Source organism: Lactococcus formosensis (assembly GCF_018403745.1).
Taxonomy (GTDB): Bacteria; Bacillota; Bacilli; order Lactobacillales; family Streptococcaceae; genus Lactococcus; species Lactococcus formosensis.
In genome coordinates this window covers 173,224-190,799 of record NZ_BOVP01000003.1, presented here as the reverse complement: position 1 = coordinate 190,799, position 17,576 = coordinate 173,224, and the positions used below count along the sequence as shown (strand labels likewise).

Genomic DNA, 17,576 nt, shown 5'->3' with positions numbered 1-17,576 from the left:
TCCTTATTTTTTAGTTAGTCATAAGGCTCTCCATTTTCTTTGCAAATCCATCATCAGCAATGGCCAACACTTTTCGGTTAGCACCAATTGCTACTGAAAGTTCATTTACTGAGAACGTTTGTAAGACGCTTACCTCATAGTAACTCGATTTATCGGTAATTTTTTTGTTCAAATTCTCTGACGCATCATGGGCAACAAAAACTAAACTGGCTTTGCCATTTTGAATGGCTTTAACCACAAGTTCTTCTCCTGTGATGACTTTTCCTGCCCTTTTGGCAAGACCCAGTAAATTCAACACTTTTTTTGTATTATCCATATTAGTCGTAGTCCGGTGCCAAGTCTGCCGAATAGGTAGCTTCTGCTAATTCTCGGCGTGCAACTTGGTGTTCAACATAACTGATTAGTTCGTCATAAAATTCGTCTGAGATTTTTGTACTGAACGTACGATCAAAGACATGTCTCTTCTTAGCGAGCTGTGCTTCTTCATTCGATAAGGCAATATAAGCCCCTCGACCATGTGCCTTACCTGTAGGGTCAATGGAGATTTGTCCCTCTTTGTTAAAAGCAATACGCAGCAGATCACGTTTAGCGATTTGCTCACCAGAAACTACCGACTTTCTCATGGGAGTCTTTTTTTGTTTCATAGGCCTATTCTTCAGTTGTTGCTTCTTCTGAAACAGTTTCAGCAACTTCTTCTACAATTTCATCTACTTCTTCAACAAGTGCATCAAGCTCAGCCATTTCCTTTTGGAAATCTTCTTCGGACTTAATATCAATTTTACAGTTTGTAACGTGTGCAGCAAGACGTACATTTTGTCCGCGTTTACCAATAGCCAAGGACAATTGATCTTGGGCAACAACTGCAATCGCAGAGCCATCTTCACGGATAGCTACTTGCTCGATACGCGCTGGCTTAAGTGCGTTGGCAATCAGTGTTGCTTTATCCGCATTATATTCGATAATATCCATCTTTTCACCCGCAAGTTCACGGATAATACCTTGGATACGGGCTCCTTTTGCACCAACCATTGTACCAATAGCGTCTACATTTTCATCATGACTTTCGACAATAACTTTCGCACGATCTCCTGCATCACGGGCAACAGATTTGATTTCTACTGTTCCATCGTAAACTTCAGGGATTTCTTTTTCAAACATACGTTTAAGCATATCTGGTGCTGTACGGCTGATAAAGACACGTGTACCTTTTGGTGTTAAAAGAACGTCAGTTACATAAACTTTCACTTTGTCGCCAACGTGATAATTTTCTTGACTAATACGATCTTTAGCTGTTAAAAGTGCATCCACACGGCCCAAGTTAACGTAAACTGCACGCGCATCAACTTTTTCAACTGTTCCCATGATGATTTCATCTTTATAACGGCTGTATTCATTGTAAATGATTGTGCGTTCTTCTTCACGCATTTTTTGCATGATAACTTGTTTCGCTGCTCCCGCTGCTGTACGTGCAAAATCTTTTGGTTTTTCTTCAAACATGATTTTATCGCCAATTTCGTAATGCGGGTTTAATTCTTGAGCATCTTCAAGTGAGATTTCAAGACGACTGTCAAAGACTTCATCAACAATTTCACGTGTTGAATAAACATTGAAGTTTCCTTTTTTCTCATCGAAAATAACTTTCACATTTTGTGCTTGACCATATTGGCGTTTGTAAGCTGCTGTGATTGCTTGCTCAATAGCTTCGATAACAATCTCTTGTTTAATGCCTTTTTCTTCTTCTAGCATTGTAAAGGCGTTAAGCATTTCCTTGCTCATTTTGTTTTTTTCCTCTTTCTTGAGTTTTTTGGAAAATATTTTAATTTTATTTTTCTTTGGAGAGTTTTACTCTCTGAGCATTTAGATTTTTTTACAACTTCACTAAAGTTGTTGCTTTTGAAATCTTATCTGCTGGAATTTCAACTGTTTTCTTACGGGCTTTATCCATATATTCTACAGTTAAAGTGTTGTCCTCAAACTTCACCAAATCTCCAACAAATTCTTTTTCGCCTTCAATTTTTTGATAAAGTTTTACAAGAATATACTCACCAATGGCACCTTGGAAGTGTTCAGCTTTTTTAAGCGGACGCTCTGCACCAGGGCTTGCAACTTCAAGCATATAACCTTCCGTTGGAAATGGATCTGGCGAAATCGTGTCTAGCAAAGGTGAAAGAATTTCACTTAAATCTGCTGTATCTTGAATCGTAATGCCATCTGCCTTATCCACCAAGAGTCGTAGAACCATATCTCCGCCAAGTTTTTCCCACTCAACGTCAATCAATTCAAACTCTTCTGGTAGATGAGGCAAGATGAATTCTTCTACTGTTTTTACAAGTGTTTCTGACATCTCTTCTCCTTTCAGAAAACAACACAGAAGGAGCGTCCTCACGAACGCTCCTTTCTAGTAGTTTTTATTTAAGACTATTATAGCATATTTTTAATCTTTGTCAAGAGGCATACTTACACAGGATAATCACCTAGCAATTTCAAACGCACCCAACAATTTCTTTGAAAATTCTTGAAAATATAACATTAAAGGGCTATGATAAAAAGAGTGTAATTTATAGGAGATGATTATGAAAATTTATTTTCAATTACTTATTATTTTTGGTTTTTCTTTCGTGGGAGATACGCTGTCAAACAGTTTGCATCTTCCCGTTCCCGGAAGTATTTTAGGAATGATTTTTTTATTCCTTGCTTTGCAATTTAAAGTTTTAAAATTCACTGATGTGGATGAAGTAGGGAGTTTTTTAATCAATAACATGACAATTTTATTCTTGCCTGCGGGTGTAGGTATCATGGCCAAATGGTCTTTAATTTCTAATTTTTGGTGGCAAATAGCCCTGATTGTTCTTCTTGCACTTATCGTGAATGTCTTTGTTCTAGGCCATTTGGTTCAATTTATCAAAGTCAAATATGAAGGAGATTACCTCGAGCCTGAATTATTAGAAAATAAAAGAGAGGTACACTGATGGATGCTATTACTTCTAGCCCTTTGTTTGGTTTAACACTTACTATTTTAATATTCATTGTTGGTGTACGTATTAATGAAAATATACGTAAGCCATGGACAAATCCATTACTTTTTGCGACTCTAGTTATTATTCTAATTTTAGTGGTAACTAAAATTCCCTATGAGAATTATTACAAAGGGGGCGCAATATTAAACGACTTAATTGGTCCTTCAACTGTTGCCTTAGGTATTCCTTTGTATAAAACCTTCCAGCTCATGAAGCATCATGCAAGATCTATTTTAATCAGTATCGCTGCTGCTGCTCTTATTAATACGGTTCTTACAGCCTTATTATTAAAATTTTTCGGTTTATCTAAGTTAGCTTCCTTGTCTCTTTTTCCAAAATCTGTAACCACGGCTATGGCTATTGGAATAACAGAAAAAATGCAAGGAGTTACAACGATCACAGTTGTTGTCGTCGTTGCTACAGGAATTCTAACCAGTGTTCTAGGCGTACCGCTGATGAAACTTTTTAAAATTAAAGACCCTGTGGCCCAAGGTGTGGTACTCGGCGGCACTGGACATGCCGTTGGTACAGGAACTGCTATTGAACTAGGAAAAGTTCAAGGTGCGATGGGTGCTTTAGCTATTGGTGTAACTGGGATTATGTATGTTATTTTTGCACCTTTAGTGGCTCATATTATTCTTGGTTATTAAAAAAGAATCGGATTTCCGATTCTTTTTTATTTTCCAATAACATAATGAAATTTGCTTGCTTCCGCTTTTGTGAGCGTACGATAGCTTAGTTTTCCTAACCCCATAACATTTGATTCTGAAATGAGAATAGAGCCATCACCTCGAACTTGTTCCACAAATGCAACGTGACCATACGTTTTATCCGCCCCTGCTTGTCCTGGACTAAAACTTAGCGCAGAACCCACTGTCGGTTTAGTTGTCACTTGATAGCCACTAGCATTTTGCCAATCTCCACCATTGCCCATATACGGGCTGAAATTTATCCCTACTTGTTTTGCCCTGTAATAAGTATACCAAGTACATTGCCCCCAAGGGTAATACCCATTTTTAGGATATGTACTTAAATTTGCAACAGGTTGAATTGCTGTATAACCTGCAGGAACAGTTGCACTCGAATCCGCATTATTTGCAGAGCCTCCTGAATTCCCGCTACCAGAACCTGCTCCTTCTGAATTCTCTGCTTGATACCAAGCTATTCCCTCGTATTTCCAGCCAATTGAACTCAAAACATTTTTTTCATATCCATCTGCAGTCACAAAATGGGCACCTAAACCAGCTGCTGCATTAAACAAGCGGTACACTGGTTTTAACCCTGTACGTGGTGCATAGAAGGCAACGCCTTCTGATCTCCAACCTTTTTGACTTGTTAATACTTTAACTTCATAATTATCTTTTGTATAAATATGCTCACCAGATTGCGGATTGTAAACACGATTAATAGCTAGAGATCCATTTTCTGAAGTATTATACTGTTTAAAATTTACACCCTCCCTGATCCAATCAGATGATAACGTGGGAAGAGTATTGTACTCATACTGACTTGCAGTATATAGATGCTCTTTTGAAACTTTATTATAAAGGCGATAGACACTGACTTCTGCAGCTGAGGCAGCACTAGCCGAAAAGGCACCTGCCATACCAAAAATTGTAAGAACGACAATAATAAATTTTCTTTTTTTCATGCTTTTTCCTTTTACTAAATCGAACGTCTTATTTCTATTCTTATAATATTTTTGTTTTATAATAAAAACTGTATCTAGTTCATGATTTATTATTTACGTTTACGTGCTATTAAATGAATGGGTGTACCTTCAAAGACAAAGGCTTTACGGATTTGATTTTCTAAGAAGCGCATATAAGAGAAATGCATCAGTTCTTCTTCATTAACGAAGACCACAAATGTTGGTGGTTTAACAGCAACTTGTGTTGCATAGAAAATCTTCAAACGTTTTCCTTTATCTGTCGGTGTTGGATTAATTGCTACTGCATCCATAATAACATCATTCAAGACAGAACTTGAAATACGAAGATTTTGTGAATGGTGAATTTCTTTAATCATATCTGGAAGTTTATGGAGACGTTGACCCGTTTTAGCTGAAACATAGACAATCGGTGCATAATCAAGGAATTTAAACTTCCAACGAATATCGTCTTCGAATTTTTTCATCGTGTAATTATCTTTTTCAAGTGTATCCCACTTGTTCACGACGAGAAGAATCCCTTTACCTGCATCATGCGCAAAGCCAGCAATACGCATATCGTATTCACGAATTCCCTCTTCTGCATTGATGACCATAAGCACAATGTCGCTCCGATCAATAGCACGCATAGCGCGCATCACAGAATATTTTTCTGTATTTTCATAGATTTTCCCTGATTTACGCATCCCTGCTGTATCAATCATGAGGAATTCTTGGCCTTCTGCGTCCGTAAAGCTTGTATCAATAGCATCACGCGTTGTGCCCGCAACAGGGCTAGCAATGACCCTATCTTCTCCAAGAATAGCGTTAATCAAACTTGATTTACCAACGTTTGGACGACCAATTAAACTAAATTTGATAACATCTGGGTTTTCTTCTTCTGTTTCTGTTGGCAGGTTTTCAATAATTGCATCAAGAACGTCCCCTGTCCCTAAGCCATGTACAGCGGATACAGGATAAGGTTCTCCCAGACCAAGTGAATAGAAGTCGAAGATCTCCATTCGGCGCTCAGGGTTATCTACTTTATTGACAACGAGGATAACTGGTTTATCTGTACGGTAGAGGATTTGTGCTACATGTTCATCAGCATCGGTGATCCCTGTTTCTCCATCAACAACAGCAACAATGACATCCGCTTCTTCCATCGCAATCTCTGCTTGGGCACGGATCTGTGTCATGAAGGGCTCATCCGAAAGTTCAATCCCTCCGGTATCAATAAGCGAGAATTTTTTGTTCAACCATTCACCTGTGGCATAAATACGGTCACGTGTTACTCCAGGAATATCTTCAACAATTGAGATACGTTCTCCAGCAATACGGTTAAAAATCGTCGATTTTCCGACATTTGGTCGGCCGACAATGGCTACTGTAGGTAGTGTCATTTATTTTTTATCCTTTTCTTATCAGTAATATCAGTAATAAGTTCACTTCTCTTATTCATCATCTTCTTCTTTTTATATAAAAGAGAAAAAGTATGCATTGTAATTATAACATTTTAATAGCTATTTTTATAGCTCCGTCTTTTCAGTTTAAAAGTGAGGTAGAAATTCTGCCTCACTTTTCTTATTTTTTAAGTTTTTTAAAGGGAATTTCCTTCACACCGAGAAGATCTAGAGCGAAGTTAAAGATTGGAATTCCCACGATAAGTCCCCATACACCGAAGAAATGTTCTCCTAAGAAAAGAATCACGAAGGTGTAAAACATAGGCAGTTTTGTCTTATGGGCCATCAAATGTGGGTTGAGTACATAAGACTCCAGAGCATGGATTAAAGCAACCATAAGTAACACAAAGATAACATCTCTAATCCCCCCAATAGAATAACCGATGATAGATAATGGAATACAAGAGACAAGAACACCAGCTACTGGAACGAGACTTAATAAGAAAATCATTACGCCTAAACTCAATAACTCTGGGAACCCCATAAAGCTTAATGCAATAAGGGTCAAAGCGGTATTAACGAGAGCAATGATAAACTGTGTTTCCAAAACAACACCAAATCCTGTAAAGAATTTGCTTGCCAGATAATAGATGTCTTCAAAGAACCAAGCAAAGTCACTATCCAAGAAAAGAGCCGAAAATTTATTAGTTTCTTTACGATCAATAGTGAAGAAGAAACTCATTAAGAAGGCGAAAACAACAATAAGTAACCCTTTCCCAAAACTGGTTACATAATCAACCAAGGTCCCCAAACTGCTTTGCAGTTTATCTGCCAAGTTGTATTCTTTGAAAAGATTATATATGGAATCCATCAACGCACTCTCGCCATTGCTGTTGTTCTGGTAAAACTTACTTACTGCATTAATGAGGTGCGTGAGCTGGTTGACCAATACGGGAATATATTCCGTAATGCCTAGGTAGATTAAAAAAAGAATAACACCGTATAGGATAAAACCACTGATTTTGCCTGGAAGTTTAATTTTTCGCTCAATAAAGCTGACAAAGCGATAAGCAAGGTAGCTAAAGACGAAGGTCAAGAGCATCAGCGGGAGAATGCTTCTTACAAAATAGAGTACAGCAATGAGAAACGCCAAAACGACCCATCTTCTAAGTTTTTCATTTTTTATAAAATTTTGGTAGTATTCCATTAATTCCCATCCTTCAATTTTTATAGATTAAAAAATTGTATTTTCACATTTTCAAGCTTCTAAATTATACCATGTTTAGCATGCAAAAAGATACATCTTAAGATGTATCTTTGATATTTTATTTCTTTTTACCTTTTTTCATTTTTTTCTGTGCCCGTTTCATGGCTTGTTTCATGGCAAATTGGGTAGCTTTCCCTTTGAGACCTCCACCAAACATAGAACTCATATCAGGTGTTCCGGAAGGTGCTCCTCCTCCCATAAGACCTTGCAAGTCTCCTAGAGAAGACATGTCTGGCATACCACCAGGCATATTCTTCATGTTTGGCATTTTGCCGCCAGCGCCACCCATCATCTGTTGCATCATTGAGTTCATATCGCCATTCATAATACCTTGCATCATGTCTTTAGACTGATTGAATTGCTTGATGAACTTGTTAACCTCGATAAAACTATTTCCTGAACCAGCAGCAATACGTCGACGACGAGCGGGTGAAAGTTCGACTTCCAATTGACGCTCAGCTGGCGTCATAGAAAGTACGATAGCACGTTTGCGTGCAATATCTTTCGGATCAACCTTAACATTTTCAATTCCTGGCATTTGTGACATTCCCGGAATCATCTTCATAATGTCTTCCATTGGGCCCATGTTTGTCACTTGGTCAAGCTGTTCCACAAAGTCGCTGTAATCAAAACGGTTTTCAGCCATCTTTTCAGCCATCTTCATCGATTGCTCTTCATCAAACTGTGCTTGAGCCTTTTCAATCAAGGTCAGCATATCCCCCATACCGAGGATACGAGAGCTCATACGATCAGGATAGAAAGTTTCCAAGTCGGTTAGTTTCTCACCTGTACCAGTGAATTTGATGGGCTTACCTGTAATTTCACGAATAGATAAAGCCGCACCCCCACGGGTATCACCATCAAGTTTGGTAATAATCACACCACTGATGTCTAATTTTTCGTCAAAAGTTTTCGCGACTTGAGCAGCAACTTGACCTGTCATGGCATCAACAACCAAAAGAATTTCCGTTGGTTGTGCAAGAGCTTTAATCTCTTGCAACTCGTTCATGAGCTTATCATCAATTTCGAGACGACCTGCCGTATCAATCAAGACATAGTCTTTACGCTCTTCACGTGCTTGAGCAAGACCGTTTTTAACAATATTTACCGGACTTTCGGCTGTTCCTTCATCATAGACAGGAATATCAAGCTGTTCACCTAATGTTTTTAATTGATCAATGGCTGCTGGACGATAAACGTCAGCCGCAATCATCAGTGGGCGTGCATTTTGTTCTTCTTTAAGTTTTTTAGCAAGTTTACCAGCAAAAGTTGTTTTACCTGCCCCTTGCAAACCAACCATCATGATAATTGTTGGAATTTTAGGTGATTTGAGCAGCTCTGCTTCACCGCCACCCAAAATCGCAGTCAATTCTTCATTAACAATCGAAATGATTTGTTGCGCAGGATTCAATGCTTCTGAAACTTCTGTCCCAATCGCACGTTCACGGATTGCTTTGATAAACTTTTTCACTACAGGAAGAGCAACGTCGGCTTCAAGAAGGGCCACACGTATTTCTTTCGTAATTTCTGCTACATCTTGTTCTGTAATTTTCTTTTTGCCGCGCAAATTCTTAAAAACATTTTGCAAACGTTCAGTTAAATTTTCAAAAGCCATGTTTATATTCCAGTTCTATTATTTTATTCAGATAGTTTTATTATATCATATTCTTCCGAGGCTTAAATCCATCAGAAGTTGGAAAAGCTCTAGTTTTGTTCAGAAAGTTTTTGGATATCTTCAGGACGACCAATGACAAAGAGTGAGTCACCAATCATGAGTCGGGTATCTCCTGAGGCTATTTCTACTTTTCCATTGATATGCTTAACATAACTGATGTTTAAGTCATAGTGATTAAAATCATCAATTTCAGAAATAACCCGGTTATTCATTTTACGTGAGCAGACTTTTACTTCTGCGAACTCAATATTCTCAGCAATATCCACGACATTACTGATGTTCTCAAAGATTAAACTTTCAGCAATCTTGCGTCCCATTTCGACTTCGGGAAGAACCACACGATCGGCGCCAATTTTTTCCAAAAGGCGATAATGATTTTTATCTACAGCCTTGGTGATTACTTGAGGTACTCCAGCATCTTTTGCCAACATAGTAACAAGTACAGATGATTGGATGTCTTCACCGATAGCTACAATAGCAACATCAAAATCTTGAATACCTATCTCATCTAAGACACGTTCATCTTTTGCATCAGCAATGATGGCATTAGGAACCATATCCTTAAAAAGATTGACACGATCTTCATTCTGGTCAATCACGAGTAAATCTGCCTCTGTTTCGGCGATTGTTTTCGCAACCGCTGAGCCAAAGCGTCCCAGACCTATAACAACAAATGATTTCATATTAACCTACCATTACCTTTTCTTCAGGGTATTTATAAAGTGACTCATGACTGTCTTTAGCATTCAGAGAATAAATAATTGTAAAGACGCCAACGCGTCCGATAAACATAAGAATACCTACGATAATCTTCCCTGGGACATTAAGTCCAGGAGTTACTCCCATACTTAATCCCACGGTCGATAGAGCAGAAATAACTTCAAACAAAAGTTGATCCACTCGGAATTTTGGATTGGTTAAGAGCAAGGCAAACGTTGCAATAACCATCATAAAGAAATAGAGAAAAACAGACTCATAAGCTTGTTTGACAACACTTTGTGGAATTGTTCTATTTTTAAAACTTGTGTGCTTGTCACGTTTAATGATTGAGCGAACATTAAGTGCTAAAACACCAATTGTTGTAGTTTTTAAACCACCGGCTGTTGAGCCGGATGTACCACCGATAATCATCAGCATGATGGTCAAAAAGATACTGGCTTGACTGAATAAGTTGTACTCTTGGATAGAAAAACCCGCAGTTCTCTGAGAAATGGATAAGAATAAACTCTGCATGGTAAAAATAGCTGGATTATTACTTACACTTTCAAAGTCAGAGATTAAAAAGAGTATCATGCCACCAAAGATGAGAAAAGTCGTTGTTGTCAATGCCAAACGTGTATGTAAAGACAATTTTCTTTGCTTTTTATAGTTCAGCAAGTCCATCATAACGATAAAACCTAAACTTCCGCATACAATCATTGAAGCAATGACCATTAAGACATAAGGAGAATGTTCATAAAGCATGAGCGAATTACCAAACAAATCAAAGCCAGCATTACAATAAGCCGATATTGCATGGAACACACTGTACCACAAACCTTTAATCAGTCCAAACTTTGGTACAAAAGCAAAGGACAAGAGAACACTTCCACAAAATTGAATGAGAAAAGAAATGATTAAAACATTGGTAACAACACGCACACCTGAGCTAATATCAGATAGGCTGTAAGATTCTTGAATAATCAAACGAGACTTCAGCGACATCTTCTGGTTGAGCAGCAAAAAGATACTGACAACCAAAGTCATAAATCCTAATCCACCAATTTCAATCAACAGGAGTAAAATAACTTGGCCAAAAAGCGACCAGTGTGCACTTGTATCAATGACTGTTAGACCTGTAACACAAGTTGCTGATACTGCTGTAAAGAGTGCATCAACAGGATGAGTAAATTGTCCTGTTTTGGAGGAGATGGGTAAGCTCAACAGTGTCCCACCCACAATGACAAGGGTCAAAAAGGCGATAAAAATAATCTGCAAAGCTGTTAATTTTTTTAAATTTTTCTGCATAAGCCGCTTGCTTTACTCTCCTGTAGTTACTATGCTTTGAGAACTTGCCATTATCAAAAAAATATAGCAAAAGACAGGCCTTTACTATATGATAATTTTTCAACGTTCTTAAGCAAACTCCCTCTTCAAAAAGTCTTATTCCGACTTTTCAGCGGGTTTATTTGCTTTCTTTTTATTGCTCTTATAACGACGTGTTAATTCTTGTGGGGTACGAGCTTCCATCACGACAGGAAGAACAACTGGTTTACGACGTGTTTGGTTGTAAAGGAATTTACCAAGAGCATCACGAATAGCACCCTTAAGTTCTGACCAATCAAAAGTCGTTCCTGCAAGATATTTTTCAACCGTTTCGTTGACCAGATTTCCGGCATCTTTCATCAAATCACGTGATGTTTTGACATAGACAAAACCGCGTGTGTGCACACGTGTTTGACTGATAATCTTACGGTCGCTCTTACTAATAGTAATAACAGCAATGAAGATGCCATCTTCTGACAGAACTTTACGATCCCGTAAAACGACAGAACCAATGTCACCAATACCTGAGCCATCAATCATAACATTTTCAGCTGGTACGACACCTGCAGGAATCATTTCGTCTTTTTTGTTGAATGAAACAGATTCACCTTTTTTCGCGATAAAGATATGCTCTGGAAGCATGCCCATTTCCATGGCTAATTCAGCATGTGCACGTAACTCACGGTACTCCCCTTGAATGGGAATAAGATTTTTAGGTCGTAAAATATCAATCATAAATTGCAAATCACGTGCATTGGCATGACCGGAAACTTTTAAATCCCCGCCCAGCATCTTCATCACACCACCTGCACGATAAACGTCATTTTCAATGCGTGCCACTAATGTTTCATAAGCTACTGAAGGAGTTGTTACAGCAAACGCTACATCACCTTCTTTGATTTTCACCCATTTATGACGTTTGTGTGCCATATCACCGAGAACTTTTAAGGGTTCACCCATGCGTCCTGTTTCAATGATGACAAGCTCCTCATCAGCATATTTACTGATTTCATTTGGTTTAATGATTGCTTTTTTATCTTCAATTTGCAACTTTTTCAAACGTGTTGCTGTCTCGACAATTTGGTCCATATCTTGACCAGTAAAGACGATATGGCGTCCAAGCTTGATTGCTGCATCAACGACCTGTTGGATGCGCCCGAGATTCCCCGCATTACAAGCAATGATGACACGACCTTGTGCTTCATCAATTGTATCAAAGATTTTTTCATAGATTTCATGCTCACTTGCAGATTGAACTGTTGACAAAGCATTTGGCGAGCTTGAAAGTAAAGCAAGAACTTTACTGCTTCCTATTTCTGCAAGACGGCGCATATTTGTACGGTAACCAGGAGCAACTGCTGGATCAAAACGGAAATCACCTGTATACACGATGTTACCAGAGTCTGTGCCAATGACAATCCCCATGGATTCTGGAATCGTATGTGTTGTTGAAAAGAAGGAAATTACAGCTTGACCAAAATCAATTTCTGTTTCTTCGTTGACCACGTGGAAATCCTTAAACTTCTTGCTGCCATCATAATTGCGCACATTAATCTTCGCAAGTTCAATCGTTAGCTCACTTCCAAATACAGGAACGCGTAATTCTGAGACAATATAAGGTAATGCGCCAATCGAGTCAGCATGACCATGTGTCAAGAAAATCCCTGCAACGCGATCAGCATTTTCAACTAAATAATCAATATCTGGAATAACAAAGTCAATTCCTAGCATATCACTGTCTGCATATTTCAGACCAGCATCGAGAACGAAGATTTGTTCGTTCACCTCTGCTAAGTACATATTTTTACCAAATTCGCGTACACCGCCTAAGGGTGTAATTTTTATATCTGCCATTTATTTATTAATTAAAACCTTTCTTATTTCGTAATAAAAGGGATTGGCATTCCAATCCCTACCGAGAATACTTACTATAAGTATAACTCAAAGCAAGCAAAAAATCAATCAAATATTCGTCAATCCCTCATATCATGCGGTTTATCGTTACTTAACATTTTTAAGCTTTCCCGTATATCTTCTTCGTATTTTGCGAAAAACTTTTGATTTTTAATCCGCAAACAACCTCGTCCTATAACTGACTTTGGAAATCGCTCCTGTAAAGTCACATTACTTCCATAAAAATAGAGCGCAACATAATTTTTTTGAGCAGAAATATTAAGCATACCCGCTTCTTCATATCCTGGACTTGGATGAGGATTTGCTCCCAAAGCGAGAGCGGAAAAAGTTCTTCCATTATCAAAATAACGCAAGTTTTCATCTGGAAACACTGTCTTAACCAACTGCGTAACTTGTCTTAAAAGTTGTGGATTAGGCGACTGTGCTATGTAGTCCTCTATTTCCTCTGCGCTTATGTACATCACACCTCCTCGATTTTCTTTCAATTAAAAATAAGTCTTTAAAAAGTTTGCTACTACTTCGCGATATTTTTCTTTATCTATTTCGTAAGACCGCACATGTCGACCGCCTTTTGCAATATATATTTCTTTTGGCCCCCGTGTAGCATCATAGTTTCGGTACACCATTTCCATGGGAACAAAAGTATCCTGATCCCCATGAATAAAGAGGAACGGCTTCGTATTTTTATTTAATTGCGTAATTGACGAGGCTTCCTTCCAATCGTACCCCGCAAAAAGTTTAGACCAAAAAGAAAGGAGGTGAATCAGCGGAAATTGTGGCAAATGATAATCATGCTTTGCTTTATGAGCCAACTCGTTCCAAACCGTATCATAACCACAGTCTTCAATAAAACACTTAACATGTTCAGGCAAGTCTTCCCCCGAAAGCATCATTGTTGCAGAGGCTCCCATCGAAATGCCAAACATTGCGATTTCACTTTTTGGATTTTTCTCGATAATCTGTTTAATCCAGCCTGTGTTATCTTTGCGATCTAACCATCCAAAACCAATGAAGTTCCCTGGACTCTTTGCACCTGCACGATAGTCTGGCATAAGGACATTGTAGCCCAGCTCATGAAAGAGCCAACCAAAAGCACCATATCTGTCTCGGACAGATTTATACCCATTTGCCAATAAAACAGTCTTATTGGTCGATTTTTCAGCTGGTAAATACCACGCCTTAAGGGTTAAATCATCGTGTGTCTGTAAATACCACTCTTCTTTTTTGGCTTGCATAAAAGCATACCATTCAGGATAAAGAGGATCATTGCTTTGGGGCTGTTGAATCCAAATACTGCGATTTTTATTTTCAATAAACATGAACAGCCCTAAGCTAACAATAAGAACTAAAAAAATGAGAACTAGCACTAGTATTAAAAAAGTTAACATGAGCCTATTATAACATGACTTGCGTGACAACTTTAATTGTTTTCTTATCCATAAAAAAAAGAGAGTTAAAATCTCCTTTTTCTTTCTATTTGTTACCCGGAACATCAGACAATGTCCATGTCAGTTTACCTTTATATTTAGCTGCATATTGTTGAGTCACAGGTACATCAAGATAAAGTCCTTTTTTCGTTGTACTCCCCCAATTTTGGCTGAGATTAAAGGTTCCACCATTCGTGCCACTTGGCTGACTTTGTACTTGAGCATTACTTGATGAAATCACGGTATGGTTGCTACCATCAGCACTAAAGAATAAAGTCCCGGCCAGTGAGCGACCACCACTGATTGGTGTACCTGTAGCATCAACTTGGACTAAGGACTGACTTTCTTTTACAAACATTGTCCATCCTGTATTCTTGTTGCTTTGTCTTGTATCAGTAACTACAAGATCCTGATTATAGGCAGGAAAATCAACCACATTACTATTTTTAACTTTTAGCTGTCCAAAATCCATTGTAGATGGCGCACTGGTAAAATTCAGGCTCCCTGTAAAGATAGATATGGCAACAGTTTTTGAAATGCTTTTATCTGTGCTCGAAAAATTATAAGTCACATCAATATTGTCATTAGATTGAGCATTCTTCAAGGCAGTAAAGTATGCAGCAGAATCCTCTAAAGCTGCTGAACTAACTGCTCCATCAGAATGATAAGCTTTTGCTTGCGTATAATAATCAAGTGTTGTCTGATCACTGTTTGCTCCAATCGTATTAGCGATATCCTGCCCTAAAGTTACCGGGTATGCATTGATCGCTTTCTGACGATCAGAGGAGATGGTTGCATCATCAGAAACAACGACAAGATGCGCTTGTGCTGTTTTATTTGTCGTTGACCACGTAACTGAAATATCAATATAATCTTTACCATCTAGCCCGGCATTGGCAGTCGCTAAAGTATTTCCGTCAAGCTTTAGGCCTGTTAAGTCTTGCCCCTTTACTTCCATCAAAGATTGAAGTTGGCTTTCAGTGAGCGTTTTTGCCATACTTTCTGAGAGAATAATATTTCCTGCTATAAGCTTTTGAGTAATCGTTATTGTTGCCTTAGGTGCAATAACCGGCACTGCTGCTGATACCCTATTAACTGCAAACATGCTTGGAAGAGCTACGGACAGAACTACACCCATTATAAAAAATCGTTTCATTTTTTTCCTCTCCTCCTATGCTGGTCCATCTGCGATGGTATATTTAAAGATACCAGATGGTGTTCCTGTTTGTTTCAGTAGTGTATTTTTAGCTTTAATTTTTATTCCTGCCGTTTTAGGAGCAGTCAATGTATAATTTTGTCCTGCATTAGCCATCGAAATAAATGAAGGTAAACTTGTATCTGAGGTGACTGAGGCGATAGACACAGCCAAGCCCGTACCTAAAGTTTTGCTATCAGCTGGGTTGGCAGGATTACTCCAATAATAGTCGATATTATCTGCAAAATTATTTTGCATCATTGTTACCGAAAGATTAAAGTTTGGCGCTTGTCCTCGATCATCCCCTACTACCAATGTTTGTGTCTCATTTCCATTGATTAAATTTGACCAAGAGCTATCAGCTGGTGTACCATTGCTATCATTTGGATTTAAAGAGATATTAAAACTTCTTGCCATGGATGATTTAGCTGCATCCATCCAATAACCGGTGGGTTGGTACCATGATATATATTTGGCATTTTTTAAAGCATTCAAATCTGCCGCAGTATAGTTATTTGGAGTTAAAGCCGAGCTTGCCGTCGCTCCCAGTCCAGTAATTGTTCCTGTGTTTTGTCTGTACCAGATATCATTACTTGCTAGGTTATTCTGATTGGGCGTTATTAAGTCCAATTGATTTGGGTCTAATGGTGCCGTTACTGTTGAAGCGTGTGTTCTTAATCCATTCCCTGATATTGTAAGCGGAAAATTGTTATTCCTATTAACAGTCGAATCAAATACCACACCTCCTTGCGTATTCAAAACAAAAGCTTTAGGATCATTAAGCGTGATGCCACTTCCGGAACCTGGTTCCCCTGTAACAAGGCTGCCAGATGTTCTTAGATTATTCAAAAGTACCGTTGCATCTTGTCCAATATTCCACCGAATAACTTTCGTACCTTGAAACTCGTTAAGATTGATACTCCCTCCTCCTGTTGAGACAGCAAGCCTTGCATTATTTCCCACATTTACAGTCCACGAATTATTTGCAATCCACATAAACCAACCACCACTGTATCGTGAAGCTGTAGCCGCCGTTCCTAGAATATCAAAGGAAGCATCATTGCCAATATCCCAAACCATTGGCCCACTATTTCCATCATCATAATACATGGTATAGGTGTCATTCAGATTCCAAACCATATGCGCCCCATCTGCTACCTTCATTGTATGAGAATTATTATTATATGTATAGAAAGGCTGATCATAGCCCCAGGTTTGATTAAGTGTTGTTGTTCCTGTAACAACTTCAACCCATTTTCCACCTTGTATCCATTCGCCTTGGTTATCAGCACCTAAAAGTCCAACACTGTTCATACTATGATCTTGCTGTATATTAAACTCATTTGTACCATAAAATAATATTCTTCCATTATCATTGCGAATCGGTTGAGCAGCATAACGTGCTGTTCCATTACTTACTTTTACATCCTCATAGATAAAAGTTGGTGCTGAACCGCCTGTGCCAACGGATTGAAAGATGCCACCAGTTATATTATTTGTAATTGATGCATTTTTGATTTGTAGAACTGTTGCTTCACTTACCCCTGCATTGGGGACACGAAATGGGCCGCGGATATAACCGGCACCAGCACCACTTCCTGAACCAGGAGTTGTATAGTTGGTATCAGAATCCAAATAAAGTGTGTGACCATTACCATTTATGGATAAGCTTTTCCCATTTACAATGGAAACTCCGTTATTGGTATTGCCAGTATTTGAATAGCCGTATCCACCAATAGAGGATTCACCTTGAACATCGCCAACAATGTTAAAGAAGACCGTATTATTGGAAGCAGCTGTTGGAGTGACAGACTGATAGGTATCCAGCATGTCCTTCCAGCTATTCGTACTGTAATATGTTGCACCGGCCGTCCCTGTAACTGCACCAGAAGTATCCACATTGCCCGTCAATACTGCCGCATCTGCCTTTTCTCCTACTACTGTTAAGGTCAAAATCGTACCCGCTATCAAGAGTGGAGTGATATATTTTTTATTTATTTTCATA

Annotated in this window: 17 protein-coding genes; 2 read left to right on the top strand and 15 right to left on the bottom strand. The window is 38.5% G+C overall.

From position 1 onward, the window contains the following. Positions 1-10: 10 nt before the first annotated feature. The 4 genes from KJS37_RS04385 to rimP form a co-directional block, all read right to left on the bottom strand. A complete protein-coding gene (locus tag KJS37_RS04385) occupies positions 11-316 on the bottom strand; it encodes a YlxQ-related RNA-binding protein (protein WP_017369230.1) in 306 nt (101 codons plus the stop codon). A 1-nt stretch (position 317) separates the two neighbouring features. Then, positions 318-644 (bottom strand): RNase P modulator RnpM, encoded by a 327-nt coding sequence (gene rnpM / locus KJS37_RS04380; RefSeq protein ID WP_017369231.1) that lies wholly within the window; start codon positions 642-644, stop codon positions 318-320. A 4-nt stretch (positions 645-648) separates the two neighbouring features. Beyond that, entirely contained in the window at positions 649-1,776 is a 1,128-nt protein-coding gene (nusA, locus tag KJS37_RS04375) for a transcription termination factor NusA (RefSeq protein ID WP_004256172.1), read from the bottom strand. Between the two features lie 91 nt (positions 1,777-1,867). Next, positions 1,868-2,344 carry a ribosome maturation factor RimP gene (gene rimP / locus KJS37_RS04370; protein ID WP_017369232.1) on the bottom strand — a complete coding sequence of 159 codons (477 nt, stop codon included), beginning with the start codon at positions 2,342-2,344 and terminating at the stop codon, positions 1,868-1,870. Between the two features lie 229 nt (positions 2,345-2,573). Here rimP and KJS37_RS04365 point away from each other — a divergent pair, with 229 nt between their 5' ends. Further along, the gene (locus tag KJS37_RS04365; RefSeq protein WP_017369233.1) at positions 2,574-2,969 is read left to right on the top strand and encodes a CidA/LrgA family protein; all 396 of its coding nucleotides are present in this window, start codon (positions 2,574-2,576) and stop codon (positions 2,967-2,969) included. Next, a complete protein-coding gene (locus KJS37_RS04360; RefSeq protein ID WP_017369234.1) occupies positions 2,969-3,667 on the top strand; it encodes an LrgB family protein in 699 nt (232 codons plus the stop codon). The genes KJS37_RS04365 and KJS37_RS04360 overlap by 1 nt, the downstream gene beginning before the upstream one ends. Before the next feature lie 26 nt (positions 3,668-3,693). Here KJS37_RS04360 and KJS37_RS04355 read toward each other — a convergent pair whose 3' ends face one another. The 11 genes from KJS37_RS04355 to KJS37_RS04305 form a co-directional block, all read right to left on the bottom strand. Continuing rightward, positions 3,694-4,668 carry a CHAP domain-containing protein gene (locus KJS37_RS04355; RefSeq protein ID WP_213496040.1) on the bottom strand — a complete coding sequence of 325 codons (975 nt, stop codon included), beginning with the start codon at positions 4,666-4,668 and terminating at the stop codon, positions 3,694-3,696. Positions 4,669-4,757: 89 nt separating this feature from the next. After that, positions 4,758-6,068, bottom strand: a complete 1,311-nt coding sequence (der, locus tag KJS37_RS04350; protein WP_004256153.1) for a ribosome biogenesis GTPase Der — start codon at positions 6,066-6,068, stop codon at positions 4,758-4,760. A 181-nt stretch (positions 6,069-6,249) separates the two neighbouring features. Beyond that, positions 6,250-7,275 (bottom strand): AI-2E family transporter, encoded by a 1,026-nt coding sequence (locus KJS37_RS04345; protein WP_017369236.1) that lies wholly within the window; start codon positions 7,273-7,275, stop codon positions 6,250-6,252. 118 nt (positions 7,276-7,393) lie between these two features. Continuing rightward, positions 7,394-8,950 (bottom strand): signal recognition particle protein, encoded by a 1,557-nt coding sequence (gene ffh / locus KJS37_RS04340; protein ID WP_096369295.1) that lies wholly within the window; start codon positions 8,948-8,950, stop codon positions 7,394-7,396. 89 nt (positions 8,951-9,039) lie between these two features. Further along, positions 9,040-9,693, bottom strand: a complete 654-nt coding sequence (locus KJS37_RS04335) for a potassium channel family protein (protein WP_017369238.1) — start codon at positions 9,691-9,693, stop codon at positions 9,040-9,042. Position 9,694: 1 nt separating this feature from the next. Further along, entirely contained in the window at positions 9,695-11,017 is a 1,323-nt protein-coding gene (locus KJS37_RS04330) for a TrkH family potassium uptake protein (RefSeq protein WP_017369239.1), read from the bottom strand. 135 nt (positions 11,018-11,152) lie between these two features. After that, positions 11,153-12,889 carry a ribonuclease J gene (locus tag KJS37_RS04325; RefSeq protein ID WP_213496039.1) on the bottom strand — a complete coding sequence of 579 codons (1,737 nt, stop codon included), beginning with the start codon at positions 12,887-12,889 and terminating at the stop codon, positions 11,153-11,155. Positions 12,890-13,008: 119 nt separating this feature from the next. Next, on the bottom strand, positions 13,009-13,410 hold the full coding sequence (locus KJS37_RS04320) for a hypothetical protein (RefSeq protein ID WP_086582876.1): 402 nt from the start codon (positions 13,408-13,410) through the stop codon (positions 13,009-13,011). A 24-nt stretch (positions 13,411-13,434) separates the two neighbouring features. Continuing rightward, entirely contained in the window at positions 13,435-14,337 is a 903-nt protein-coding gene (locus KJS37_RS04315; RefSeq protein ID WP_244851338.1) for an alpha/beta hydrolase, read from the bottom strand. Between the two features lie 85 nt (positions 14,338-14,422). Then, the gene (locus KJS37_RS04310; protein WP_213496221.1) at positions 14,423-15,514 is read right to left on the bottom strand and encodes a WxL domain-containing protein; all 1,092 of its coding nucleotides are present in this window, start codon (positions 15,512-15,514) and stop codon (positions 14,423-14,425) included. A gap of 33 nt (positions 15,515-15,547) precedes the next feature. Next, positions 15,548-17,575: an autotransporter outer membrane beta-barrel domain-containing protein gene (locus KJS37_RS04305; protein WP_213496037.1), complete on the bottom strand. Its 2,028-nt coding sequence runs from the start codon at positions 17,573-17,575 to the stop codon at positions 15,548-15,550. Position 17,576 lies beyond the last annotated feature (1 nt).